Here is a 23,055-nt window from a genome sequence, read left to right as displayed (position 1 = left end):
CATGGCGACGTCCGACATGCCCGATACGGCGCCGGCCGCAGCCCCGAAGGTCGAACCCGAATCCGTGGCCTTGCGCGCTTCGCCGCGCCCCGTCACGCGCCTGAACCGCCGCATGCTGGCCGTCGGTGCCGGCGTCCTGGCCGCTGCCGTGCTCGGCGGCACCCTGTGGTCGCTGCAGTCGAACAAGCGCGAGCGCAATCTGGCCACCGAGCTGTTCAACGTCGATCGCGTCTCTCGCGCCGAGAACCTGGACCGGTTGCCCAAGGACTATGCGGGAATCCCGCCGGCATTGAAGCCGGCGCCCCCCGTGCTGGGCGAGCCGCTGCCGGGGGATCTAGGGCCTGCCATCGTCAAGGCGCAGCAGCCGATGGAAACTCGACCGCCGGGCGGTGGCGTGGATCCGGCGCAGGCCGAGCGTCTGGCGGCCGAAGAGGCGGCGCGGTCTTCGGTGTTTTTCCGTAGCGGTGGCAGCAACACTGGGCCGAGGCCGGGCGCCGTACAGGCCGTCGCTGACCCTTCGGCGCTCGCTTCAGGCAATCAGCCGTTCAACCCAATGGGGGCCACCGCCACCGCAGCGCAGCCCTCGGATCCGACGACTGCGCAGAACCGGCAGGATCAGAAGGAGGCGTTCGTCGCGAAGGCGGGCGACACATCCACGCGCAATCCCGGAAGCTTGCAGTTGCCGGCGTCGCCCTACCAGGTGATGGCAGGCACGATCATCCCGGCGGCGCTGGTGACCGGGATCAACTCCGACCTGCCGGGCCAGGTCATCGCCAACGTGTCCGAGGCGGTCTACGACACCGCCACGGGTCGCCATCTACTGATTCCGCAGGGCTCGCGCCTGATCGGCCGCTACGACAGTCAGGTAGCCTTCGGCCAGCGGCGCGTGCTGCTGGTATGGACGCGGCTGATCCTGCCGGATACATCGTCGGTTGCGCTCGACCGTCTACCTGGCATCGACCCTGCCGGCTACGCTGGGCTCGAGGATGGCGTCGATTGGCATTGGGACCATATCCTGGCCGGCGCTGCGTTGTCTACGCTGCTAGGGATCGGCGCCGAGCTGGCGGCGCCCGAGAGCCGCACCGATGGCAACCGAATCGTCATCGCGGGACGTGAGAGCGCGCAGGACACGGTGAACCAAGTCGGGCAGGAGATCACGAAGCGCAACATGAGCATCCAGCCGACGCTGACGATCCGGCCGGGCTTCCCGATGCGGGTGATGGTGAGCAAGGACTTGGTGCTGCGGCCGTATCAGCCGCTGTTCTTCCAGCGGGGAGCGTCGCAATGAGCGGAGCAAAGCTCCGTCTAGGCCCATTGCCAAGGTCAACGACCGTGAAGGTCGTGGTGACATTGCCTGCCGATTTGAAGGACATGTTGGACCGGTATGCCGCCCAACATTCCCAGGCATATGGCGAGTCGGTAGATGCGGTCTCACTTATCCCGCACATGTTGATGCACTTTATGGCTCGCGATCGCGCTTTCAAGGGCCGCGTCCAGTTGGCACGGCCGTCTAGCCGCTCGTAGCGTTGGATTGAACCTCCGCATAGGCACGTCGCCGGTTCGCCCTCCTTTTTCAGGGAAAATTGCTGACTGAAGGTATGACACGCCATCGTGGCGTCCGCATGGGGTCAACGATGACAAAAAAGAATGTTGCTGTGATAGGTGGAGGTGCGAAGGCTGCCGCCTTGGCCGCAAAGGCATATGCACTCCGAAAGCAGGGCGTAGCCGATATCGGCGTGACGATCTTTGAGCAGGATGTGATCGGTGCCAACTGGAATGGCCGCGCGGGCTACACAGATGGTGCTCAGCGACTTTGTACGCCGGCAGAGCGGGACCTAGGCTTCCCCTACACAACGATCCTCGGTGAGCCGGTTGCTTCCTTCACGCTGAAGGAGTTCTCCTGGGCTACCTTTCTTGGCTCAAAGCGGCCTTCGTATCGGGACTGGGTGGATGGGGGCAGACGCCCGCCCACGCACGAGGACTTTGCCGCCTATCTTGACTGGAGTGTCAAGAAGTCTGATGCGAGCGTCGTAAAAGCGAGTGTTGGGCGGCTTTCGGAGAAGGGCGAACAATGGAGGATCTTGTCGAAAACTCCAGGCGGCGGTTGGTCCGCTGCCTCAGACACCCTGTTTGATGGTGTTGTCGTGACGGGGCCAGGTCCGGCGCGGGGGATCAGCAAATCCGGATCCAGTGGTCGAATCTTCAACGGCATCGACTTTTGGCAGCGGACCGGCGAGATACGAAAGCTTCTTCCCGCGTCTCGCAAAGATGGCCAGATAGCAATCATCGGAGCTGGCGGCACGGCGGCCGCAGTCCTCGCGTGGCTCTGCAAGAACGGGCATCGTGACCGGGAGATTTTCATCATCGCCGATCAAGGGGCGTTGTACACACGGGGCGACAGCGTATTCGAAAACAGGCTGTTCAGCGACGATGAAGCTTGGAATTCTCTTTCTCCGTCAAGCAAGAGAGAATTCTTTGATCGACTCAATCGGGGCGTGGTTTGGGGCACAGTGATGAACGAGGTTGCCACTGCTTCGCGCGTCCGCTTTCAAAACGGGCGTGCTACCCGGGTCACGCCGCAATCTACGCACGTTGAGGTCGCCGTACGTCGGGGGGACACGATTCCAGTCCTTCTGAGACCGGAACTGTTGATTGATGCGGCCGGTTTCGATTCTTGGTGGTTCCTGAACCTGCTCACAGGCGTCCCGCCTGCGATGAAGCGGTCCGACGTCTACAGGGATGCACTGCGCGATGGACTCAATGAGTCGCTGGAGTTCCAAGGAGCACCTTGGACATTTCCGCGGCTGCATGCCCCGATGCTCTCGAGCACCCAGGGACCAGGCTATGGGAACCTGATGGCTCTTGGCGCGATGTCCGACCTTATTCTCAGATCGTACCTGTGACTTGACTTTTCCGTGCCTATCGTGTACATATGTACATATGTACGCTTGGAGGTTGTAAATGGGTATTTCTAACATGGTGCTGCGCACCGTTTACATCAGTCCCACCATAGATGATGAGCTTCGCGATCAGGCATTCAAGCTGCACACTAGTAAAAATGATCTGATCCGCAAGTACATCGAACTGGGGATGGCTGCCAACAAGCAAAAAAAACCTTCAGTAGTAGGTGCGGCTGTCGGCCATAAGCCTGTAGCGGCCAAGAAGGCGAAGCTAAAGGCCGCGCCAAAGTAGATCCCAAAGGGTCGATGAGATTTGCGGAGAAAGTTCTATGCGTGTTGTCACTGAAATCGTTGCAGACGCTCTGAACACTCGATATGGCAGCCCAAGCGGGGCGGTCTTCGACATCGTTCAACAGCTTTCCGTGGACGGAAGGTTTGATGAGGTGGCGATGGTGCTCTCCAATTGGTTTGAGGGTGCCCCTCACGCCCGTCACTTCGTGCTTGCGAAGCTTCCGGCCATCATCGTCGAGCGGTACCTCCGAATACATGCGGGGATCTCATCTGATAGGTTTGTCCGGTGGCAGCTGCAGTCCTCGGCCGCGTCTGAGGCGATCAAGAATGCGGCTTGCTCCCGCGAGAGACTTCCGCTGGTTGTCTCCCAGGTGCTGGCGCAAATTCGCGCGTTTGAAGTCCATTGAATCGCCGACTCCGCTTCTAGTGCCTGGTCGGTCGGCAGCGGGCTATGGCGGGAATAGAATCGGGGTTCGAGGTCTGGTGTACCCCAAGGGGTGCCCCAAGAATCGAGGTAGTTCTGAAAGTGAGTGCTGGCGCGGGCTGCAGGTGTTTTTTCGATCCAGCCCCAGGCCACCAGAAAAAAGAAAAAAGCGGCCCGTCAAACGGCCGCTTTTTTTGATTTCAGCGACCGCTTCGATCACAGCGCCTCCATCAGGCTAAGCATCTTCCAGCGCCTTCGCGCACAAGATTCGCTGGCGCGGCGTGCCTTCACACTTTGAGCGGGCCTCAGGATTACCCGGCCGCGCGCTGTCTCCGGTACTCCGCCGTTGGCAATCCACCCCAGCCCCAGTTGTCGAGATCGATCTCCTCGATCACCACATAGGTCGATTCCAACGGCTTGTTCAACACCTGGAGCAGCAACTCGCTCACCCCCTTGATCAGGGCGGCTTTTTCTTCGGCGGATACGGCATGGCGCTCGGGCACGGTGCCTTCGCGCGTCACCTGGATCGTGACGATCGGCATTTTTTGACCCCTTTCGCGACGCTCAGGCGTGCCCGGCGTTCTGGCCGCCGTCGACGTGCAGGATTTCACCGGTCACAAAACCCGCGCCCTCGAGATAGAGCACGGCATCGACGATGTCGCTGACCTCGCCCATGCGACCAAGTGGATGCATGGCGGCCAGCGCGGCGTGCGTTTCGGCGGGATGCATCGGTGTCTTGATGAGGCCGGGAGACACCGCGTTGACGCGAACGCCACGCTTCGCAAATTCCATGGCGAGCCCCTTGGTCACCGAATTCAGTCCGCCCTTGGTCAGGGACGCGAGCGCGGACGGCACACCGCCGTGGGGCTGGTCGACCAGGCTGGTGGTGATGTTGACGATGTGACCCGAGCCCTGCTTCAGCATCTGGGCAGCGGCGCGCTGGGTGATGTGGAAGAAGCCGGCACCATTGACGCCCATGTTGTGCGCGTAGTCTTCCAGGGTGAATTCGATGAAGGGCTTGGCGAGGAACACACCGGCGTTGTTCACCAACGAGTCGACGCGGCCAAAGCGGTCGAGCGCGGTGCGAACGATGCGTTCTGCGGTCTCCGGCTGGCTGATGTCGCCCGCCACGGCGACGACACCCGGGTCGTCGGTGGCCTGGATGCTTCGGGCGCTGGCGACCACGTGGTAATTGCGATCCCGGTAGGCCCGGACCAAACCGGCGCCAATCCCTTGGGATGCGCCTGTGATGATGACGACTTTCTGTGCTGTGCTCATGATGGATCCTTGATTGATTGCAGCGATCGCATCAGAGGCGACCGCTCCCTACGCCGGCGGCGTGGTGTCATCAATGTAGGATCAACCGCTATTCTTCGGAATAGCCATCTATAAGCAATCACTCAACCGAAATTCGGCATTATTGTCACGGCATGCCGGCTTCAGCCGCCATGCGCATGAACTCGGCTCGCAGGCGGGGCGCGGCATAGTCGACGAAGGCACGGACCTTGGGCACCGACCTGCGGCCCATCGGGGTGAGCAGATGCACGGGCAGCGGCGGATGCTCGGCATCGGCCAACACGATCTTCAATCGCCCGTCCTTGACGTACTCGGCCACGTGATAGGAATAGAGCCGCGTCAGACCGCGGCCCGCCAAGGCGAAAGCGACGGCAGCACGCACGGTGTTGACAGTGCAACGCGGCGCGAACTGGACCGTACGCGGGATGGACGAGCCCTTTGCCGGCGTAAAACTCCAATGATCGAGGCCGAAATTGGTGAACGCCACGATCTGTTGCCCCGCCAGGTCGGCGGGCTGCAGGATGCGCGGGCGGCTATCCAGATAGCGCGGTGAAGCCACCACGACGCGCCGCACATCACCGCCGAGCCTCGTGGCGATGAGGGAGGAGTCCGGCAAGGAGCCGACCCGCAACGCGACGTCGACACCCTCCTCCACCAGATTGACCGCGCGGTCGAGCAGCAGAAGCTGGGCGGAGACGGTCGGATGCAGATCGAGAAAATCGTCCAGGATCGGCCGCAGCACCTCTTCCCCGCTGATGGGCGGTGCCGAGATGGTCAGCAGTCCACGCGGCGCCGAGTGTTCGCCCGCGGCGAGCAGATCGGCCTCCTCCAGATCGACAAGTACGCGCCGGCAGGCGGCTGCGTAGCGTTCGCCCGCCTCGCTCAGTTTCAGCGTGCGCGTCGTCCGGTGCAGCAACTCGACGCCGACATGGGCTTCGAGCAGATTCAACGCCCGGCTGACGGCGGTAGGTGAGCGTTTCAGTCGCCGCGCGGCGCCAGCCAGACTGCCCTCGTCGAGCGCCGCGATAAACACCTTCATTGCATCGATTCTGTCCATGGATTGTGCCGCTCGGCGGTGTGTTGAATGAAAAGTGACCACCATTCTGCCGCCCGCCGTTTACGCTCAGGCCTGCGTCACCGATTGATACGTGCTCTTCCTCGGTGCTCTTCCCCGGCAATGGGAGAATGAACCGGCTTGATTTCACCGACCTCATCTCCCCTGATCTACGCTACCCAAGGAAATCCGTTATGGCGACCCGCACCGTGCTCACTGTCCCCACGCAGCCCATTGCCGGCCAGCGCCCTGGCACTTCCGGGTTGCGCAAGAAGGTCACCGTCTTCGAGCAGCCCGGCTACCTGGAGAATTTCGTCCAGTCCATCTTCGATTCGCTCGAGGGTTTTGCCGGGCAGACGCTGGTGGTCGGGGGCGACGGCCGCTACTACAACGACCGCGCGATCCAGACCATCGTGCGCATGGCCGCAGCCAATGGTTTCGGCCGGGTGCTGGTGGGGCAGCACGGCATCCTGTCCACACCTGCGGCCAGCTGCGTGATCCGCAAGCACCAGGCCTTCGGCGGCATCATCCTCTCGGCCAGCCACAACCCGGGCGGGCCCGAAGGCGACTTCGGTATCAAGTACAACACCGGCAACGGCGGCCCGGCGCCTGAGAAGATCACCGAGGCGATCTACGCGCACACGCAGAAGCTCGGCCGCTATCTGACGGTCGACACGCCCGACATCGCGCTCGGCGACATCGGCGAATGCGAGGTGGCCGGCACCAAGGTGATCGTCATCGATTCGGTGGCCGACCATGCGGCGCTGCTCGGCACGCTGTTCGACTTCGACGCCATCCGCGCGTTGTTGGCCTCCGGCGATTTCAGGCTGTGCTTCGATGCGATGCACGCGGTGACGGGCCCTTACGCACATGCGCTGATCGTCAAGGCGCTCGGCGCGCCGGCGGCCAGCGTGGTCAACGGCGTGCCGCTGTCCGACTTCGGCGGCGGCCACCCGGACCCGAACCCGACTTATGCGGAGGAACTCATCCAGACCATGTTCGGCGACGATGCCCCCGATTTCGGGGCCGCGAGCGATGGCGACGGCGACCGCAACATGATCGTCGGCCGGCGTTTCATCGTCACGCCCAGCGACAGCCTGGCGGTGCTGGCCGCCAATGCGCACCTGGTGCCGGCCTATGCGGGTGGACTGAAGGGCCTGGCGCGCTCCATGCCGACCAGCGCCGCGGTGGACCGGGTGGCGGCCGCGCTGGGCATCGCGTGCTTCGAGACGCCGACCGGCTGGAAATTCTTCGGCAACCTGCTCGACGCGGGCAAGATTACGCTCTGCGGCGAGGAAAGCGCGGGCACCGGTGCCGACCACGTGCGCGAGAAGGATGGCCTGTGGGCCGTGCTGTTCTGGCTCAACATCCTGGCCGTGCGCCGGCAGTCGGTGGAGGCCATCGTCCGCGAACACTGGCAACGTTTCGGGCGCAACTACTATTCGCGCCATGACTACGAAGGGGTGGACAGCGCCGCCGCCAATGGCTTGATGGCGCACCTGCACGCGCAACTGGCCAGCCTACCCGGACAGACGATCGACGGCGCGTTGATCGCCAGCGCGGATGACTTCGCCTACACCGACCCGGTGGACGGCTCGGTGAGCACCGGGCAGGGCATCCGCATCGGCCTGGCCGACGGCGCGCGCATCGTGTTCCGCCTGTCGGGCACGGGCACAGAAGGCGCCACGCTGCGCGTCTACCTGGAACGCTACGAGCCCGATGCCACGCAACACGCCATCGAGACGCAGCAGGCGCTGGCCGGCCTGATCGCGTTGGCCGACCGCATCGCCGGCATCCGCGAACGCACCGGCCGCACCACGCCGACCGTGATCACCTGAAGCCTTTTACCGCGCGAATGAAGCGACCGGCGCGGGCAGTACCGGCGCCTGCCATTGGTAGCGCGGATGCAGCGCGTCGCGGCTGGGGTCGGCACCGGTCCAATCGATGCCGAGCAGGCCCATCAGCGTGAAGGCGGACCAGTCGGAGCGGAACGGCGCCTGGTCGCGGCCGCTCGGCAGCAGGGCCTGGGGCTGGCGCCAGAGCACGGTGGGAATGCGGTAGCCCGACTCGCTCACCGCGCTGTGGCCAGCATTGTCGCTGCCATGGCCGACCTCCTGGCCGTGGTCGGACAGGTACATCCAGGCCCGCCGGCCGTTCGGCGCCCCGCCCTGCCGGGTGATGTCGAGCAGTTGCGCCACCACCGAGTCGTGGTACAGCATGGCCGCGTCGTACTGCGTGCGAAAGCGCCGCACCCAGGCGGAGCGGCCGCTCGCCAGCATGGCCGCCTCGACCCCGTCCGGCGCATCGTCGAACGGGTTCGCATCCTTGGGGAAGCGGCTGCTGTAGTGCGGATGGGCGCCCATCAGGTGCACCACGATCAGCTTGCGGTCGGAGGAAGTGTCTTCAATGGCCTCCTGCACGCAGTCCACGACTTCGTGGTCCAACGACGCGCTGGAGCGGCCCGGCGTGCGGTTGATCAGTTCGGTCACATCGGCGAGCCTGGCATGGCTTTGCTCGATGGCCAGGTCGTCGTGGTTGCTGATCCACCAGACCTTGTAGCCCGCCGCACGGGCCAGCGCGATCGCGTGCGGCGCGGCTGCCACATCCGTCCCGGCGGTCGCGTCGGTCGCCCCCATGGCCTTGGGCCGGCCGAAATGGAAGATGTTGTTCAGGGCCGGCACCGTGCTGGCATCCACCGACCAGGCGTTGCGCATGACGACCAGCCCATCGCCCAATGCGGCCTTGCGGGCCTGCAATTGCGGCGTGGTGGCGCGGCCGTAGCCGTACAGCGACATGTTGTCGCGGTTGACGCTGTCGGTGATCACGAGCACCACCGTCGAAGGCCCCGCCACCGCCGTCACCGGCCGTGCGCTGCGGGCGCGCTCCAGCGCCAGGTCGCGTGCGCGCTGGTGGTCGTCCCAGCCCGCGCGTACTTCCTGCACCTTGCTTTCCCATTGCGTCCAGAACAGCACCGGATGCAGCCTCCGCCACGGTTTGCTCACATAAGACACCAACGCCAGCGACAGCAGCAGCGCGATGGCGAAACGCAGCCACACCGGAAGCCGGGATGCGCCGCCCGGCGCCAGCGCGTGCCGGGGCATTCCTTGCGCGCCATGCCTCACCACCGCGATCAGCAACAACCACGCGGCCGTGCCGCCGAGGCTCCAGGCGGCGATCGGCTGCCAGTACATCGTCAGGAACTCCCGGCTCTCGCGCGCCGTGGTGTTGGCCGCCGCGACCAGGACCATCGCCCCGTCTGGCGCGGCCTCGTAGGCCTGCCACAGGTAGGCCCTGACGGTGGCATCGGCGATGAAGGCCGCCGACCACAGGCCCAGCACGCCGAGACGCAGGCGCCGCACCCACCGGCGGCGCACCGGCCACAACAGCCACACGAACGGCGGCACGGCCAGCACCAGCATCTGGGCGACACGGCGCCCCTCGTGGCCGAGCACGAGCATGGCCAGCAGCACGGCCATGCTGGCCACGAAGGCGGCCACACCCGAGCGTGCGGGCGCGGTGGGCCGGATGGAGGGATGGTCGAACTTCGTCATGCCTCGGCAACGCCGATTACATGGCCACGCCCCAGCAGGCTGCGCCCCGCCAGCACCATCACCTCGCTGCCCGCCGGCAGCCGCGGCAGGGCCAGTTCGGGGCGGAGCAGTTCCACCTCCAGCGTCTTCGGCACTTCGGGCACCGGTTCTTCGCCGTGGGGCACCCGCAGGCGGGCGCTGAAGGCCTCGGAGCCCAGCGCCAGCATGCAGGGGAACAGGCCGGCGCGCACCGGGCGGTTCTGCGCGGGTACGCTGGCCGCGAGCAGGGTGAGTTCGATGCGGATCGACGGTGCGAAGGCGCGATCGCTAGCGAAGCCCGGCTGAGGCGCCTTGGGCTTGTGCGCGCGCGCGACGAGCCAGGCGATGATGTTGCCGATGATCGGCAGCCACAAAACGAGCAGCAGCGAGCCCAGATCGCGCGCCAGCGATGGCTGGGGCGCGAGCCAGCGCACCAGCCCGCCGGCGGCGGCGAAGACGAGCAGGACGACGGTGATGGCTTGGCGCCGCGAGGAGATGGTCGAATGCATAGCCCTCGATTAGGCACCAACTCCGGCAGCGGTTCGGCTGCATGGACCGTCCTACAGCTGTTCCGCATTCCCGCCGACACCCGGGTCCGGGTGCAGGAGGCAAGCTATCACCATCATCAACTGCAAGGGGCATCTCTGTGAATTCCATCATCTACATCGTCGGATTGGTCGTTGTCATCGTGGCTGTGCTGTCGTTCTTCGGGCTGCGCTAGCCGCCTGCGAGCCCGCCGGACGCTGGATGCCGAACACCAGCAGCGCGGCTACGATGCAGGCCGCGCCCGCCGCGTACAGCGCGGGGCTGTAGGAAAGCAGCACTGTGCGGGCCAGGCCGGCACCGTAGGCGGCCACGGCGCCGCCGAGCTGATGGCCGGCAAACACCCAACCGAAGATCATGCCTGCACGTGCCGGATCGAAGGTCGAACTCACCAGCTTGACCGTCGGCGGGACGGTAGCCACCCAGTCCAGGCCGTAGAACATGGCAAACAACGACAACCCGTACAACGTGAAGTCGGAATGCGGCAACCACAGCAATGACAGGCCGCGCAGGCCGTAGTACCAGAACAGCAGCTTGCGGTTGTCATAGCGATCCGACAACCAGCCCGAACCGATGGTGCCGATGAAATCGAATGCGCCGATCATCGCCAGCACCGAGGCGGCGGGCACCGCGGCCAGGCCATAGTCGCCGCACAGCGAGATGAAGTGGGTCTGGATCAGGCCGTTGGTGCTCAGGCCGCAGACGAAAAAGGTGCCGAACAGAATCCAGAACGTGGGGCTTTTCGATACGCTGCCCAGCACGCGCAGCGGCTCCATGAAGCCGAGCATGCGGGCCGGCGCAGGCGCATGGGCCGTGCTCGGGTCACCACCATACGCGGCCAGGCCGAGCTCCTGAGGCCGGTTGCGCAACAAGCAGAAGGCCAGGCCCGCCACCACCAGGCAGCTGGTGAACACCGGCGCGATCGCCATGCGCCAGCCATACCGCTCGATGAGCCACGCTGCCAGGGGCAGGAATACCAGCTGGCCCGTGGCCGAACTGGCCGTGAGCAGCCCCAGCACCAGGCCGCGGCGGCTTTCGAACCAGCGATTGGCCACCACCGCGCCGAGCACCAGCGCCGTCATGCCCGAACCCATGCCCAGCACGAGCCCCCACAGCGCGACGAGTTGCCACAGCGCCGTCATCCTGGTGGCCAGCACCAGGCCGGTGGCGATCAACACCAGCGCGGTGCAGACCACGCGGCGCAGGCCATAACGCTCCATGAGGATGGCGGCGAACGGCCCCATCAGGCCGAACAGCGCAAACCGCACGGCAAGTGCCGACGAGATCTGCTCGGTGTTCCAGCCGAACTCCCGGCTCAGGGGCTGCAGGAAGGCGCCGGGCAGGCCGAGCGCGGCGGAAGAGGTGAGCATCGTGAGGAACACGATGCCGACGATGACCCACGAGAAATGCAGGCCGCGGCGTTGCAGCCAGGCGGAAACGGGTTGAGCGAACATGGCGGTGAAGCAGAGGGAATGGTGGAAAAACCCGGCCCTGCGACGGGCCGGCGCCTGGAGAACGGGATGGATCAGCCGCGCACTTTGGCCACCCTGGCTGGCACGGAATCGGCGGGCAGCAGTTGCGCGCGGGCGCTGTCGAGGAATTCATCGGAGATGGGGTCGCCGCGCGTGGCCCGCGCCAGAACCATGGCGCCGACCAGGGTCGACATCTGCGCCAGCGTGCGGCTGCGGTCTGCGGCCGGATCGCCACTGGCCTGCGTTCTCAGCATGACATCGACCAAGGCCTTCAACCCAGACACGTAGGCGGCATGGATCGGCTTGTCGGCCGGCTCGCGCGCCACGTCGGTGGCCAGCCCGGCCACCGGGCAACCCGCGCCGGCATGGTTGCGGTTGCTCGCCGACAGGTACCCATCCACCAGACCGGCCAGGGCTTCGGCGGGCGAGGACTTGCCCGCGACACGCTTCTCCCAGCGGGCCACCGACTGCGCGAAGGCATGGCGGCAGGCCACTGCGGCGAGTGCGTCCTTGGATTCGAAGTGCCCATAGAAGCCGCCATGCGTGAGACCGGCCGCACCCATCAGGTCGGCCACGCTCACGCCTTTGATGCCCTGCTCGCGGAACAGCCGCGACGAGGCCTCCTCGATGGCGGCACGGTTGTGATCGGTCTGTTGCCGGGAAACGCGGGGCATGGTTTTTTCCTTGGGACGCCCGGTCGACGCGGGAAGCGTTGACACGTTCATAAATTATAGTCATCATCCAAAATAAATGTCGGACATCATCCATTCAACAAACACGCCGCCGCTCCCCGAGCCCGCCAAGCCCGCCAACAGCCGCCTCGGCGCCATGCTGCACGGGCCGATTACGCCGACACTGGTGCGTCTGGCCTGGCCGAACCTGCTCATGATGCTGGCGCAGTCGGGCACCGGCCTGCTCGAGACCTGGTTCATCTCGCGGCTGGGCAACCAGGCGCTGGCCGGCGCAGCGCTGGTCACGCCGCTGCTGATGCTGATGCAGAACATGTCGCAGGGCGCCATGGGCGGCGGCATCTCCTCGGCGATCGCACGCGCACTCGGTGGCGGCCGGCAGGACGAGGCCGACCGGCTGGTATGGCACGCGCTGGCACTCAACGCCGCCCTGGGCCTGGTGTTCAGCGTGCTGCTGCTGACCTGGGGCGCACCGCTGTACCGGGCCATGGTGTCGGACACGGGTGACCAAGCCGCCGTGGCGATGGCGCTTTCCTATTCCAACGTGGTGTTCGGCGGCCTGGTGCTGATGTGGGTGATGAACGCCCTGGCAAGCGTGGTGCGCGGCACCGGCAACATGCTGGTGCCGGGCCTGGTGATCTGCGGCGGCGCGCTGTTGCTGGTGCCGTTGTCGCCGTGCCTGATCTTCGGATGGGGACCGTTCCCGCGGTTGGGCATCGCCGGCGCGGGCTGGGCCATGCTCGCCTACTACGCCGTGGGCAGCGCCGTCCTGGGCTGGTATGTCGCGAGCGGGCGCAACCCGGCGCGGCTGGTGCGGTCACGGCTGCAGCGCAGCCTGATGCAGCGCATCCTCACGGTCGGCGGCCTGGCCACGGTCAATCCACTGCTGACCAACGCCCTCATCGCCTCCACCACCGCCCTCGTCGGCACGTATGCGGGCACGGCCGCACTCGCCGGTTACGGCACGGCAGCGCGGCTCGAATACCTGGTGATCCCGGTGGCCTTCGGCATCGGCGCACCGCTGGTGGCGATGGTCGCCTCCAACATCGGCGCAGGCCAACAGCAGCGCGCGCTACGCATCGCCCTCACCGGCGGCGCGCTGGCCTTCGGTGTGGCGGAATGCATCGGCCTGGCGGCCGCCCTCTGGCCCGAAGCCTGGCTGCGGCTGTTCGGCGCCGAAGGGCCGATGCTGGCGGCGGGCAGCGCCTACCTGCGGACGGTCGGTCCGGTGTTCGGCTTCTTCGGCGCGGGCTTCGCACTGTATTTCGCCTCGCAGGGCGCAGGCCGGCTCGGCTGGCCGCTGTTCGCGGGTGCGGTGCGGCTGGTGGTGACGGTGGGCGGCGGCGGGCTGGTGTTGCATGCGTGGGGCTCGCTCGCCGGTTTCTTCGCCGTGTCGGCAGTGGCCATGGTGCTGTATGGCGCCATCACGGTCGGCGCGGTGGCATCCGGTCGATGGTTCGCGCGCGACGTTCCGCCGCACCATTCGGCCATTCGACAAAGGTGAAGACATGAAGATTCTGGTACTGGGCGCGGGGGCGATCGGCGGCTACTACGGCGCGCGGCTGTTGCAGGCGGGGGCGGACGTGACCTTTCTCGTCCGACCCGCCCGCGCTGCCCGGCTCGCGGCCGATGGCCTGGTGGTGCGCAGCGAACTCGGCGACGTGCGGCAAACCGTGAAGACCGTGCAGACGTTGCAGGGCATGGCACCTGACGCCTTCGACCTCGTTCTGCTGACCTGCAAGGGCTACGACCTGCCCTCCGCGATGGACGCGATCGCACCCGCTGTCGCTGGCGGCGCTGCAGTGCTGCCGCTGCTCAACGGACTCAAGGCCTATGAACGGCTCGATGCACGCTTCGGCCGCGACAAGGTGCTGGGCGGCATCGCGGTGGTCGCCACCATGCTCGAGAAGAACGGTGACATCATCCACTTCGGCAGCCTGGAGCGCCTGACCATCGGCGCCCGCAGCCCGACCCAGGCCGAACTCGTGCAACGCATCCACGCCCTTGCCGCCAAGGACGACCGGCGCCCCGGCGCACGCGTGCTCACCACGGCCGTGGAGCAGGCATTGTGGAACAAGTGGGCCATGTTGTGCGCGGCCGCAGCCACCTGCTGCCTGATGCGGGGCACGGTCGGGGAGATCATGCACACAGCCGACGGTAACGCCCTCATGCGCCAGACGATGGCCGAGTGCGGCGCCGTGGCCGCCGCGTCCGGCCATGGCTTGGATGAAGCCACGCTGCAGCAGATGGAAGCCCGACTGCTCGACCCGACGTCGAACTGGGCCGCGAGCATGATGCGCGACATCGCCCAAGGCGCGCGGCAGCTCGAGGCCGACGACGTGGTGGGCGACATGCTGCACCGGGCCGATGGTTTCGGTATCGCCGCGCCGATGCTGCGCGCGGCCTATTGCCATCTGCAGGTCTACATGGCGCAGCGGCAGGCGGCTGCGGATTCGCCATGAGATCGGGCAGGGCCGGCCGTGGGATGCCGACGCCCGCAGCAGCCCTCAGGCCGGCTGCGACGCCTCGGGAAAACCGATCTTGAAGTCGTTGCGGCCGGTCCGGTCCTGGCCGCGCAGCAGCCACAGTGGCCGTGTCGCGAACGCCACTGGCACCCCCGACTGCCCATCGGCCGGATTCAGGTTGCGTTCGAACACCGACGTGCCCGGCATGTAGCGCAGTGCCACGCCGGCACGGCGCTGGGTCGAGCGGTTGACCTCGGCGCCGTGGATCATGTAGACCTCGTGCATCGACATCTGACCCGGCTGCAGCTCCAGGTCCACCGCGTCGTTCTCGTCGAAGGCGCTGGTGTCGGTGCGTTGCGACAGCACCAGGTCCTCGCGGTCTTCCTTCAGGTGCGCATGCGTCACCTGGGCCTTGTGCGATCCGGGGATCACGCGCAGGCAGCCGTTCTCACGCGTGGACGGGTCGAGCGCCACCCACACGGTGACGTTGGCCAGCGGGCGGATCGGCCAGTAGTGGCCGTCCTGGTGCCATGGTGTTTCCTGGCCGTCGCCCGCGGGTTTGCAGAAGACGTGGCAACCCCACAGGATGATGTCCGGGCCGATGAGCTGCTCCACCATGTCGAGGATCTCGGGCTCCATCGCCAGGTCGAGGAAGGCCTTGCTGCCCTTCACGCCTTCAGGGTTCGCAGCGCCGCCCTGCCCCACCACGTGGGCACTCACCAGCTTCTCGGGCCGCACGCCGGGGTTGTCGCGGATCAGTTGATCAAGCGTGGCACGCAGGTGATCGATGCGCGCCTTGGGCAGCGTGAAACGCGGGATCAGGTAGCCCCGCTCGTGGTAGTTGGCGATATCTTCGGGGGTCAGCGTGGCCACGGCTTTGTCTCCTGTGGGAATCATTTTGATGGCGGCATCTTGCCACGCATCCGTCACCTGCGCTGAAGTTCTCCCTTCCTCCATTGGCGTGAACATCGTTTCATACGACCTTTACGCCCTTGAGTTCGGGCTTGGCCGGGGGATACCGCAGGCCCATGCCTTTGAGCGTGTCGCGCACCACGGTGGCGATCATCAGGTTGCGGTGGGTCTTGGAGTCGGCAGGCACCACCGTCCACGGCGCCCAGGCCGTGCTGGTGGCACCGAGCATCGCGGCATAGGCCTTCTGGTAGTCCGCCCATTGCTTGCGCACCGCCAGGTCGCCGATGGCGAACTTCCAATGCTTGGTCTCGTCGTCGATGCGCTCCTGCAGCCGCTGGCGCTGCTCGTCGGCACTGATGTGCAGCATGAACTTCAGTATCTTGGTCCCGCTTTCGCAGAGCAGGCGTTCGAAGTCGTTGAGCTGGCGGTAGCGCTCGGCGGTCTGCTCCGGCGTGATCCAGCCATTGACCACCGGCACCAGCACGTCTTCGTAGTGGCTGCGGTTGAACACCATGATCTCGCCCGAGCCGGGCATGCGCTCGTGGATGCGCCACAGGATGTCGTGCGCACGTTCTTCCTCGGTCGGCGCCTTCCATGCCGCGGTGCGCACTCCGAGGGGGCTCACGCGGCCGAACACGCCGCGCACCGTGCCATCCTTGCCCGCGGTGTCCGTCCCCTGCAGCACGACCAGCAGCTTGAAACGCTTGTCGGCGAAAAAGATGTCCTGCAGCGCGTCGATCTCGGCGGCGATGGTTTCGACGGCCGCCTTGTCCTCGGCCTTGGTGCCGGTGGAATAAGGCTTGGCGGCCGGATCAACGGACGCCAGGTCGAAAGCCTTGCCGGACTTGGTGACAGCGGGTTGCCAGGCGGCAAGTGTGGCGAAAGGATCGGACGAAGAATTAGGCATGGACACATCTCATGAAGGGTTGATGCCCCTTTGTAGCGCATTCCTTAAACTGCCAGGCAAACCATTCGAAAGGCCAACCATGAACACGCCCGACACCGACAACCCGCTCCCCGCCGCAGGCTACGCCGGCGACGTCACCCCGCAGCTCGCCCACCGCTGGTGGCAGGACGGCAAGGCCGTGCTGATCGACGTGCGCAGCGACGCCGAACGCGAATGGGTCGGCTTCGTGCCCGGCGCCGTCGCGCTGGCCTGGAAGCAGTGGCCCGGCATGGCGATGAACGCCGACTTCGATGCCGGCCTGCAAGCCGCGCTGGCCGGCGGCCGGAAGGCCGTCCTGTTGTGCCGCAGCGGCGTGCGCTCGGTGGCCGCGGCCAAGCGCGCCACGGAATTGGGGTTCACGGCCTACAACATTCTCGAAGGTTTCGAGGGAGACGCCGACAGCGAAGGCCACCGCGGGCACAAGGGCGGATGGCGGTTCCACGGCTTGCCCTGGAAACAAGGCTGAAGAAGCTGGAGCGCCGCGAAGGCGCCTCGTCAAGGGTTTGAGGCGACTCCGGATCCACCCACCCTGTCAGATGTGACAGGGCCCGGCCGGATGGGCATAGGGTTTCTACGGCAAGACCGCGTTGATTAGCGCCGATGGCGTCAACGTCGGATGACCCGTGCGGGCTGCGCCGCGAGCCACTGGTTGTAACCGCCGTCGTTGCCGGGGGTGAACGCCTCGGGTACGGCGAACAGGGCGCCGAGCAAGGTGTCGTCCGGGCCGATTTCGAAGGCTTCGCCGAAGGCGGGGTCGTCGCTGCGCCCGAGTGCCTGGCCGAGTTCGATGTCGATCAGGGTCCGGCCTTCCCGGATGGCTTCGAGCTGTTCGGCCTTCGCGCCCACCGACTCGGCCATCTCGGCCAACTCCTCGAGCCCGGTCGACGGCTCGAGCTGCAGCCATCCGACGTTGCCATCGGCGTCGCGCCCGAGCACACCGAAGGGCGCGCCGATGACCACGTATTCCACCCATCGGGACAGGATGAGGTCGCCGATCGCACGCGCGATGGAGGGCTGGCGCAACAGCGCGTTCTGCATCGGGGTGAGAGTGCCGCGCCACACCTGCGACGCCTGGCCGCTGGCCAGCCGCTGCAACCGCACCAGCGCGTCGATGAGGCGGCGCGATACGTCGGTGGCATGTTTGGGAATGAACTGTTCGATGAGTCCGCGGTTGAAGGCCTGCACCGCGATCTGTTCGTCGGCCTGGCCGGTCAACAGCACGCGCATGCCCGGCCAGTCGACGAGCTCCCCGAGCATCTGCAGCCCATTCATCTCGGGCATGGAATAGTCGACCACGCAAACCTGGGTCAGCCCGTACCGGCGGCGCGCGAAGCGGCTCCAGTAGCGCAGAATCTGCGGGATCAAGGGCGCGCCGGTTTGTCGCCAGTTGTCGACAAGTTCCTGTTGCGCCCAAGCGTCGGCTTCCCACAGCGGCGGCTCGAGTTGCAGCTGCCGGATGCACTCTTCCGTGTGAACAAAAAACCGGACGTACCACTCCTTCGGCGCGACCAGCGATAGCATTGCCAGGTAGTCGGGATCGTCGTCGAGTGCGACGATGGAGCCAGGGCTCTGGAACAGGGAGAGACTCATCGTATACAAAAAAAGGAAGCTTTTGTCATGGCATTGTCCGGCCAGTTAGGAATCCCTCCATCCGCACCGCCTGTCAAGTCTGACAGTGCCGACTTGATGGACCTGTTGGCCGACTGGCTGCGCGCACTCCACGAATTCTCCGTCGAGGCGGTCGTGGTTCTGGGCCCCGACCCGTTCGGCCGCATGGACGACCGGCAGGTAGTGGCCGCCTCGCCGACCCGGCTGTTCGATGCCGCCCGCAGCCTGGCGCAGAGCAGTGACTTCGGCGCGCGCTGGCGCCATGCCGACGCACCGCTGGTGGCATGGCAGCACATTGCCAAGTCCGACCCGAACCAGGTCCAGCCCTGGCGCACGCAGTGGCTCGCGCATGGCTTCCAGACCGTGGTGCGCGTGGCCTTTCCGTTGCCGGCCGAGCGCGCGTTTGAATGTTTCATGTTCAGCCCGCGCGCGCTGCACGACCGCACCGAAGCGGCGGCGCTGGCCTGGTCGGCCCTGAACATCTGGCCCAGCGTGCGGCGTGCGCTGGTGCGACTGCGCAGCCCGCTCACGCCGCGCGAGGTGGAATGCCTGGCGCTGGCCTTCGAAGGGCTCACGGCCCGCGCCACCGCCACCCGTCTCGCTTGTTCGGAACGCACTGTGAACTACCACCTCGGCAACGCCATGGCCAAGCTGCAGGCCGACAACAAGATGGCCGCGATCCAGCGCGCCTGCTGGATCGGCGCTCTCTGAGGCCATCGCGGAATCTCGGATCTGCATGGACCAGGGTACGATCGCCGAACAAGCGCCACCCGCCGGGTTCTCCGCGAGCCCGGCGTACGAGCGAACGCCCGCGGCTGTTGCTGAGCCAGTTGCGGCAACGTACCCACAGGACACGACACCATGACCCGCATTGCCATCACCGCCGGCGGCTTCCGCTTCATCGCCGAGACACATGCCGACGCGCCCGAGACCGTGGCCGCATTCCTCAAGCTGTTGCCCTACCGGCAGAAGCTCATCCACGTGCGCTGGAGCGGCGAAGGCTGCTGGATTCCCATGGGCGAGTTCAGACTCGGCGTGGGCTTCGAGAACCACACCAGCCACCCTTCGGTGGGCGACATCCTGTTCTACCCGGGTGGCTACAGCGAAACCGAGATCATCCTGGCCTACGGCAGCTGCAGCTTCGCCAGCAAGATGGGCCAGTTGGCCGGCAACCATTTCCTGACCATCGTCGACGGCAAGGAACAGCTTCGCGCACTCGGCACCAAGGTGCTGTGGGAAGGCGCGCAGGATATCGTCTTCGAGCTGGCCTGACGGGCCCGGCTCCGTGCGCATCGGCACCCGGTCAGGTCTTCTCGGCCTTGAAGACACCGCGGATGTTCATCGCCGCCAGGCAGAACTGCAGGACCACCAGGGCGGTCGCACCCGTGTGCAGGCCCCAAACCACCCACGCGACGTTGCTCGCGATGAAGATCCAGAAGCCCCAGCCGCGCCGGCGCTTGGCGTTCGAAGCCACCAGCCACGACGCCACGATGCTCAGCACCATCGCCGGCCATTGAAGAAGATCGAGCACATCCACGGGGCATCCTTGGGTCGCGCTGCTGCGCGGGACTGGCAGGTTAGCCCCGCATCGGCCGCGCTTGGCGCCGGCGCACGCCCGACCTGATGTAGGACGGCATCAGCCCCTGGGCAGGCGCGCCACCCGCCTTCGGCCTACAAGGCACAGCGCCCCGCCCCCACAACCGGCAGGCGAGCGCCTGGTTAATTTAGGTGTCGAACCCATCGACCCTTGTATTGACCCTAGACCAGAGGCTTTCACGCCTGGAGCTCCCCCATGATCGGCATCGTTGTCCCGGCCCATGACGAAGAAGAACACATCGCCGCCTGCCTGCAGTCGCTGCTGATCGCCGCGCGGTGCCCGCGGCTCGAGGACGAGGCCGTGCTGCTGGTGGTGGCGCTCGACGCCTGCACCGATGCCACGCCCTGCATCGCCCGGCAATTCGGCGCAGTGACGCTGTCGGTGAACGCACGCAATGTCGGTCTGGCGCGCGCCGAAGGCGCAGAACTCGCGCTGGCCGCCGGTGCCCGCTGGCTGGCCTTCACCGATGCCGACACCGTCGTCGCGCCCGACTGGATCGCCGATCAGTTGGCGCAGCAAAGCGATGCGGTGTGCGGCACGATCGAGATCGCGGATTGGGGCGGTTACGGTCAGTCGATGCGGCGCCATTTCGATGCCACCTACACCGACGCGGACGGGCATGCCCACATCCACGGTGCCAACCTTGGCGTGAGCGCGGAAGCCTACCGCCGCGTGGGCGGCTTCCAATCGCTGGCCAGCAGCGAAGACGTGGCCCTGGTGAACGCACTGCGCGACCATGGGGCCTCGATTGCCTGGTCGGCCGCACCGCGGGTGGTGACGAGTGCGCGGCCCGGCTACCGGGCGCCCGGGGGGTTCGGTGCCACGCTGGAACGCGTGGCTTCGGGCTTGATCCCTATGCACAGGGGGCTCCCGGCATGAACCGCACCGAGCCCTGGCCGCAGATCGACACATTGCGCGCCACGCTGACCCGGATGGATGGCGAGGGCACGCCTGCCGGCCAGCTCGCCGAACTGGTGGCACTCGGCCTGGACCACCTTCCCTTGCCCGGCAGCGGCGCCACGCTGGCCCGTTGGCAGGCCCTTGCGGCCGTGGCGAGACATGACTTGTCCCTGGCCAAGCTGTACGAAGGCCATACCGACGCGTTGGCCGTATTGCAAGAGTTGGCCGCCGGCGATGCCGCACCCGACGATGCGATCTGGGGCACCTGGGCCGCGGAACCGCCGGGCCAGCGTGTGCTGATCGACATCGACGGTGACGGCCGCGTCGCGTTGCGCGGCCACAAGCCCTGGTGCTCCGGTGCAGCCAGCGTCAGCCATGGCCTGCTGACGGCATGGCTGGCGGATGGCAGCGGACCGCAACTCGTTGCCGTGTCGATGCGACAAGGCGGCATCGAAGTCTCGGCGCAACACTGGTGCGCGGTCGGCATGGCCGACAGCGCGAGCCTGGACGTTCGTTTCGACAAGGCCCCAGCCCGGCTCATCGGCAAGCCCGGCGACTATTTGCAGCGGCCCGGCTTCTGGCAAGGCGGCGCCGGCATCGCGGCATGCTGGTATGGCGGCACCCTGACGCTCGCCGAAGCCCTGCACCAGGCCGTTGCGGCGCGCCCCGAACCCTTCCGGCTGGCCGCTTTGGGCCGCATCGACGTGGGCCTTCGGGCCACCGCCGCACTCCTGCGCGAGACCGCGATCTGGATCGACGTTCACCCCACCGAGGATGCATCGACCGTGACGTTGCGGGCACGGCAATCCGCCGAGTCGACGGCCCGCCTGGTGCTCGACGAAGTCGGCCGCGCCCTCGGCGCCACGCCGTTCTGCCGCGATGCGCGTTTTGCGCGGGCCGCGGCAGACCTGCCGGTCTATATCCGCCAAAGCCATGCCGAGCGCGACTTCGCCGCGCTCGGCGAGCGGCTGACCCAGAGGAAAGAATCTCCATGGACGTTATAGGTGAAGCGGCCGCCCAACTGTCGCGCCGCATCGAGGGCGGAGGCACGCCCGAGGCCGACTGGCTGGGCTGGCCCGGCCTGGCCGCGGCACGCCGGCTGTCGCTCAACGAATGGCTGCCGCAGGGCGTGCGCCTGGTGGTGGTGGCGCCCCATCCGGACGATGAGGTGCTGGCCTGCGGCGGCCTGCTGGCCAGCCACACGGCCCGCGGCGGCGCGTGCCTGGTGGTCGCCGTGACCGATGGCGAGGCCAGCCACGCCGGATCGTCCACGCTGACGCCGGCCGATCTCGCACGCACGCGCCGCGTGGAAAGCAGCGAAGGTCTGCAGACGCTGGGCCTGCGCCGTGGCGACATTGCGCGCTTCGGCCTGCCCGACGGTCGGGTGGAGCGCAACCTGTCCAAGCTGGTCTCGGGTCTGCACCTCGTGCTGCAGCCCACCGACGTGGTGGTCAGCACCTGGCGACTCGACGGCCACCCGGACCACGAAGCCACGGGCCGCGCGGTGGCCACGGTCTGCGCCCGCACGGGCTGCCGCTTCATGGAGGCGCCGGTATGGATGTGGCACTGGGCCGAGCCAGGCGATCCACGGCTGCCCTGGCACCGGCTCATGGGATTCGATCTCGACGAAACCGCCCTCGCGGCCAAGCGCCAGGCGCTGGCTGCGCATGCGAGCCAACTCGCGCCCCGCGACGGCATCGAGGCCTGGCCGGTGCTCGGACCGACCATCCTGGACCGCGTCGCACGCCGCACCGAATTCTTCTTCGCCTGACCATGCGCACACCCGCCCCCGATGCCGATTATTTCGAAGGGCTGTTCGCACAGAGCGACGACCCATGGCGCTTCAAGACCCGCTGGTACGAAGAACGCAAACGCGCGCTCACGCTGGCCTGCCTGCCGGCTCGACGCTACGGCAGCATCTTCGAGCCGGGATGCGCCAATGGCGAACTGTCCGCTGCCCTCGCGCCTCGCTGCGATCGCCTGCTGGTCATCGATGGGTCCGACAAGGCGGTGGCCTTGGCCCGCCAGCGCCTGGCCGACTGGCCGCAGGCCGAGGCCCGGCAGGGCTGGATGCCCGACGCCTGGCCCGACGAAAGCTTCGACCTGATTGTGATCAGCGAGCTTGCCTACTATCTCGACGCCAACCAGCTGGCGGCGCTGATGCTGCGCACACGGGCCGCATTGAAGCCCGGCGGCACGGTCGTGGCATGCCACTGGCGCCGGCTGATCGAAGGTTGCGGCTTCAACGGAGACGAAGTCCATGAAAGGCTGCATGCGGGACTCCGGCTGCAACGCCTTTGCGCGCTGATCGAACCCGACTTCCGGCTCGACGTGTGGTGCCTGGACGAACGTTCGGTGGCCGAGCGCGAGGGCCTGACTTGAGCTTTGT

Annotated in this window: 27 protein-coding genes; 16 read left to right on the top strand and 11 right to left on the bottom strand. The window is 66.5% G+C overall.

Annotation, left to right across the window (positions count from 1 at the left end):
* Window position 1 precedes the first annotated feature (1 nt).
* From RD110_RS03135 to RD110_RS27710, 6 genes are all read left to right on the top strand, one after another.
* Complete coding sequence (locus tag RD110_RS03135; protein ID WP_076196621.1) at window positions 2–1,288, top strand: TraB/TrbI/VirB10 family type IV secretion system protein; 1,287 nt, start codon at window positions 2–4, stop codon at window positions 1,286–1,288.
* Window positions 1,285–1,524, top strand: coding sequence for a DUF2274 domain-containing protein (locus tag RD110_RS03130; protein ID WP_076196619.1), 240 nt, complete (start codon window positions 1,285–1,287; stop codon window positions 1,522–1,524). The genes RD110_RS03135 and RD110_RS03130 overlap by 4 nt, the downstream gene beginning before the upstream one ends.
* A 110-nt stretch (window positions 1,525–1,634) precedes the next feature.
* The gene (locus tag RD110_RS03125) at window positions 1,635–2,903 is read left to right on the top strand and encodes a SidA/IucD/PvdA family monooxygenase (protein ID WP_076204315.1); all 1,269 of its coding nucleotides are present in this window, start codon (window positions 1,635–1,637) and stop codon (window positions 2,901–2,903) included.
* A 58-nt stretch (window positions 2,904–2,961) separates the two neighbouring features.
* Window positions 2,962–3,192, top strand: coding sequence for a hypothetical protein (locus tag RD110_RS03120; RefSeq protein WP_157900045.1), 231 nt, complete (start codon window positions 2,962–2,964; stop codon window positions 3,190–3,192).
* A gap of 37 nt (window positions 3,193–3,229) precedes the next feature.
* Window positions 3,230–3,598 (top strand): hypothetical protein, encoded by a 369-nt coding sequence (locus RD110_RS03115; RefSeq protein WP_076196615.1) that lies wholly within the window; start codon window positions 3,230–3,232, stop codon window positions 3,596–3,598.
* 123 nt (window positions 3,599–3,721) lie between these two features.
* Complete coding sequence (locus tag RD110_RS27710) at window positions 3,722–3,913, top strand: hypothetical protein (RefSeq protein WP_157900044.1); 192 nt, start codon at window positions 3,722–3,724, stop codon at window positions 3,911–3,913.
* A 13-nt stretch (window positions 3,914–3,926) separates the two neighbouring features.
* Here RD110_RS27710 and RD110_RS03110 read toward each other — a convergent pair whose 3' ends face one another.
* From RD110_RS03110 to RD110_RS03100, 3 genes are all read right to left on the bottom strand, one after another.
* Window positions 3,927–4,157, bottom strand: coding sequence for a tautomerase family protein (locus RD110_RS03110; protein ID WP_076196613.1), 231 nt, complete (start codon window positions 4,155–4,157; stop codon window positions 3,927–3,929).
* 22 nt (window positions 4,158–4,179) lie between these two features.
* The gene (locus RD110_RS03105; RefSeq protein WP_076196611.1) at window positions 4,180–4,893 is read right to left on the bottom strand and encodes an SDR family NAD(P)-dependent oxidoreductase; all 714 of its coding nucleotides are present in this window, start codon (window positions 4,891–4,893) and stop codon (window positions 4,180–4,182) included.
* A gap of 145 nt (window positions 4,894–5,038) precedes the next feature.
* Window positions 5,039–5,968, bottom strand: a complete 930-nt coding sequence (locus tag RD110_RS03100) for a LysR substrate-binding domain-containing protein (protein WP_076196609.1) — start codon at window positions 5,966–5,968, stop codon at window positions 5,039–5,041.
* Window positions 5,969–6,159: 191 nt separating this feature from the next.
* Here RD110_RS03100 and RD110_RS03095 point away from each other — a divergent pair, with 191 nt between their 5' ends.
* The gene (locus RD110_RS03095; RefSeq protein WP_076196607.1) at window positions 6,160–7,803 is read left to right on the top strand and encodes an alpha-D-glucose phosphate-specific phosphoglucomutase; all 1,644 of its coding nucleotides are present in this window, start codon (window positions 6,160–6,162) and stop codon (window positions 7,801–7,803) included.
* 6 nt (window positions 7,804–7,809) lie between these two features.
* On the opposite strand, the gene RD110_RS03090 is transcribed toward RD110_RS03095, so the two are convergent.
* From RD110_RS03090 to RD110_RS03075, 4 genes are all read right to left on the bottom strand, one after another.
* The gene (locus RD110_RS03090) at window positions 7,810–9,516 is read right to left on the bottom strand and encodes a phosphoethanolamine transferase (RefSeq protein ID WP_083686078.1); all 1,707 of its coding nucleotides are present in this window, start codon (window positions 9,514–9,516) and stop codon (window positions 7,810–7,812) included.
* On the bottom strand, window positions 9,513–10,043 hold the full coding sequence (locus tag RD110_RS03085; RefSeq protein ID WP_076196605.1) for a hypothetical protein: 531 nt from the start codon (window positions 10,041–10,043) through the stop codon (window positions 9,513–9,515). Before RD110_RS03085 ends, RD110_RS03090 begins: the two co-directional genes overlap by 4 nt.
* Window positions 10,044–10,217: 174 nt before the next feature.
* Window positions 10,218–11,531 carry an MFS transporter gene (locus RD110_RS03080; protein ID WP_076196603.1) on the bottom strand — a complete coding sequence of 438 codons (1,314 nt, stop codon included), beginning with the start codon at window positions 11,529–11,531 and terminating at the stop codon, window positions 10,218–10,220.
* A gap of 71 nt (window positions 11,532–11,602) precedes the next feature.
* Window positions 11,603–12,223, bottom strand: coding sequence for a TetR/AcrR family transcriptional regulator (locus RD110_RS03075; RefSeq protein WP_076196601.1), 621 nt, complete (start codon window positions 12,221–12,223; stop codon window positions 11,603–11,605).
* A gap of 154 nt (window positions 12,224–12,377) precedes the next feature.
* On the opposite strand from RD110_RS03075, the gene RD110_RS03070 reads away from it, so the two are divergent.
* Together RD110_RS03070 and RD110_RS03065 are read left to right on the top strand one after the other, a co-directional pair.
* Window positions 12,378–13,742, top strand: coding sequence for an MATE family efflux transporter (locus RD110_RS03070; protein ID WP_076204310.1), 1,365 nt, complete (start codon window positions 12,378–12,380; stop codon window positions 13,740–13,742).
* 4 nt (window positions 13,743–13,746) lie between these two features.
* A complete protein-coding gene (locus RD110_RS03065) occupies window positions 13,747–14,700 on the top strand; it encodes a ketopantoate reductase family protein (RefSeq protein ID WP_076196599.1) in 954 nt (317 codons plus the stop codon).
* 45 nt (window positions 14,701–14,745) lie between these two features.
* Here RD110_RS03065 and RD110_RS03060 read toward each other — a convergent pair whose 3' ends face one another.
* Entirely contained in the window at window positions 14,746–15,576 is an 831-nt protein-coding gene (locus tag RD110_RS03060) for a phytanoyl-CoA dioxygenase family protein (protein WP_083686620.1), read from the bottom strand.
* A gap of 100 nt (window positions 15,577–15,676) precedes the next feature.
* Window positions 15,677–16,522: a PPK2 family polyphosphate kinase gene (locus RD110_RS03055; protein WP_076196597.1), complete on the bottom strand. Its 846-nt coding sequence runs from the start codon at window positions 16,520–16,522 to the stop codon at window positions 15,677–15,679.
* 79 nt (window positions 16,523–16,601) lie between these two features.
* Between RD110_RS03055 and RD110_RS03050 the strand changes: the two genes are divergently transcribed.
* A complete protein-coding gene (locus RD110_RS03050) occupies window positions 16,602–17,027 on the top strand; it encodes a rhodanese-like domain-containing protein (RefSeq protein WP_076196595.1) in 426 nt (141 codons plus the stop codon).
* A 140-nt stretch (window positions 17,028–17,167) separates the two neighbouring features.
* Here the strand turns inward: RD110_RS03050 and RD110_RS03045 are convergent, their stop codons facing one another.
* On the bottom strand, window positions 17,168–18,151 hold the full coding sequence (locus tag RD110_RS03045) for a response regulator (protein ID WP_076196593.1): 984 nt from the start codon (window positions 18,149–18,151) through the stop codon (window positions 17,168–17,170).
* A 96-nt stretch (window positions 18,152–18,247) separates the two neighbouring features.
* Here RD110_RS03045 and RD110_RS03040 point away from each other — a divergent pair, with 96 nt between their 5' ends.
* Together RD110_RS03040 and RD110_RS03035 are read left to right on the top strand one after the other, a co-directional pair.
* On the top strand, window positions 18,248–18,880 hold the full coding sequence (locus RD110_RS03040; RefSeq protein WP_157900042.1) for a helix-turn-helix transcriptional regulator: 633 nt from the start codon (window positions 18,248–18,250) through the stop codon (window positions 18,878–18,880).
* A 150-nt stretch (window positions 18,881–19,030) separates the two neighbouring features.
* Complete coding sequence (locus RD110_RS03035; RefSeq protein WP_076196589.1) at window positions 19,031–19,441, top strand: DUF3830 family protein; 411 nt, start codon at window positions 19,031–19,033, stop codon at window positions 19,439–19,441.
* A 31-nt stretch (window positions 19,442–19,472) separates the two neighbouring features.
* On the opposite strand, the gene RD110_RS03030 is transcribed toward RD110_RS03035, so the two are convergent.
* Window positions 19,473–19,706 carry a hypothetical protein gene (locus RD110_RS03030; protein ID WP_157900041.1) on the bottom strand — a complete coding sequence of 78 codons (234 nt, stop codon included), beginning with the start codon at window positions 19,704–19,706 and terminating at the stop codon, window positions 19,473–19,475.
* A 255-nt stretch (window positions 19,707–19,961) separates the two neighbouring features.
* Here RD110_RS03030 and RD110_RS03025 point away from each other — a divergent pair, with 255 nt between their 5' ends.
* From RD110_RS03025 to RD110_RS03010, 4 genes are read left to right on the top strand one after another with little or no spacing between them, the layout of a single operon-like run.
* Window positions 19,962–20,645 (top strand): glycosyltransferase family 2 protein, encoded by a 684-nt coding sequence (locus tag RD110_RS03025; RefSeq protein WP_076196585.1) that lies wholly within the window; start codon window positions 19,962–19,964, stop codon window positions 20,643–20,645.
* Window positions 20,642–21,670 (top strand): acyl-CoA dehydrogenase family protein, encoded by a 1,029-nt coding sequence (locus RD110_RS03020; RefSeq protein WP_076196583.1) that lies wholly within the window; start codon window positions 20,642–20,644, stop codon window positions 21,668–21,670. Before RD110_RS03025 ends, RD110_RS03020 begins: the two co-directional genes overlap by 4 nt.
* Window positions 21,658–22,437: a PIG-L deacetylase family protein gene (locus tag RD110_RS03015; RefSeq protein ID WP_076196581.1), complete on the top strand. Its 780-nt coding sequence runs from the start codon at window positions 21,658–21,660 to the stop codon at window positions 22,435–22,437. Before RD110_RS03020 ends, RD110_RS03015 begins: the two co-directional genes overlap by 13 nt.
* A gap of 2 nt (window positions 22,438–22,439) precedes the next feature.
* Window positions 22,440–23,048, top strand: coding sequence for a class I SAM-dependent DNA methyltransferase (locus tag RD110_RS03010; protein WP_076196579.1), 609 nt, complete (start codon window positions 22,440–22,442; stop codon window positions 23,046–23,048).
* Window positions 23,049–23,055 lie beyond the last annotated feature (7 nt).

The sequence above is a fragment of the Rhodoferax koreense genome (assembly GCF_001955695.1).
GTDB lineage: Bacteria > Pseudomonadota > Gammaproteobacteria > Burkholderiales > Burkholderiaceae_C > Rhodoferax_B > Rhodoferax_B koreensis.
Note: the sequence above shows the minus strand (reverse complement) of the source record. Positions and strands in the feature narration are given on the sequence as shown.

Coding starts and splice junctions, on each gene's coding strand:
- RD110_RS03135 (WP_076196621.1), top strand. CDS start 2: ATGGCGACGTCCGACATGCCCGATACGGCGCCGGCCGCAGCCCCGAAG.
- RD110_RS03130 (WP_076196619.1), top strand. CDS start 1,285: ATGAGCGGAGCAAAGCTCCGTCTAGGCCCATTGCCAAGGTCAACGACC.
- RD110_RS03125 (WP_076204315.1), top strand. CDS start 1,635: ATGACAAAAAAGAATGTTGCTGTGATAGGTGGAGGTGCGAAGGCTGCC.
- RD110_RS03120 (WP_157900045.1), top strand. CDS start 2,962: ATGGGTATTTCTAACATGGTGCTGCGCACCGTTTACATCAGTCCCACC.
- RD110_RS03115 (WP_076196615.1), top strand. CDS start 3,230: ATGCGTGTTGTCACTGAAATCGTTGCAGACGCTCTGAACACTCGATAT.
- RD110_RS03110 (WP_076196613.1), bottom strand. CDS start 4,157: ATGCCGATCGTCACGATCCAGGTGACGCGCGAAGGCACCGTGCCCGAG.
- RD110_RS03105 (WP_076196611.1), bottom strand. CDS start 4,893: ATGAGCACAGCACAGAAAGTCGTCATCATCACAGGCGCATCCCAAGGG.
- RD110_RS03100 (WP_076196609.1), bottom strand. CDS start 5,968: ATGGACAGAATCGATGCAATGAAGGTGTTTATCGCGGCGCTCGACGAG.
- RD110_RS03095 (WP_076196607.1), top strand. CDS start 6,160: ATGGCGACCCGCACCGTGCTCACTGTCCCCACGCAGCCCATTGCCGGC.
- RD110_RS03090 (WP_083686078.1), bottom strand. CDS start 9,516: ATGACGAAGTTCGACCATCCCTCCATCCGGCCCACCGCGCCCGCACGC.
- RD110_RS03085 (WP_076196605.1), bottom strand. CDS start 10,043: ATGCATTCGACCATCTCCTCGCGGCGCCAAGCCATCACCGTCGTCCTG.
- RD110_RS03080 (WP_076196603.1), bottom strand. CDS start 11,531: ATGTTCGCTCAACCCGTTTCCGCCTGGCTGCAACGCCGCGGCCTGCAT.
- RD110_RS03075 (WP_076196601.1), bottom strand. CDS start 12,223: ATGCCCCGCGTTTCCCGGCAACAGACCGATCACAACCGTGCCGCCATC.
- RD110_RS03070 (WP_076204310.1), top strand. CDS start 12,378: ATGCTGCACGGGCCGATTACGCCGACACTGGTGCGTCTGGCCTGGCCG.
- RD110_RS03065 (WP_076196599.1), top strand. CDS start 13,747: ATGAAGATTCTGGTACTGGGCGCGGGGGCGATCGGCGGCTACTACGGC.
- RD110_RS03055 (WP_076196597.1), bottom strand. CDS start 16,522: ATGCCTAATTCTTCGTCCGATCCTTTCGCCACACTTGCCGCCTGGCAA.
- RD110_RS03050 (WP_076196595.1), top strand. CDS start 16,602: ATGAACACGCCCGACACCGACAACCCGCTCCCCGCCGCAGGCTACGCC.
- RD110_RS03045 (WP_076196593.1), bottom strand. CDS start 18,151: ATGAGTCTCTCCCTGTTCCAGAGCCCTGGCTCCATCGTCGCACTCGAC.
- RD110_RS03040 (WP_157900042.1), top strand. CDS start 18,248: ATGGACCTGTTGGCCGACTGGCTGCGCGCACTCCACGAATTCTCCGTC.
- RD110_RS03035 (WP_076196589.1), top strand. CDS start 19,031: ATGACCCGCATTGCCATCACCGCCGGCGGCTTCCGCTTCATCGCCGAG.
- RD110_RS03025 (WP_076196585.1), top strand. CDS start 19,962: ATGATCGGCATCGTTGTCCCGGCCCATGACGAAGAAGAACACATCGCC.
- RD110_RS03020 (WP_076196583.1), top strand. CDS start 20,642: ATGAACCGCACCGAGCCCTGGCCGCAGATCGACACATTGCGCGCCACG.
- RD110_RS03015 (WP_076196581.1), top strand. CDS start 21,658: ATGGACGTTATAGGTGAAGCGGCCGCCCAACTGTCGCGCCGCATCGAG.
- RD110_RS03010 (WP_076196579.1), top strand. CDS start 22,440: ATGCGCACACCCGCCCCCGATGCCGATTATTTCGAAGGGCTGTTCGCA.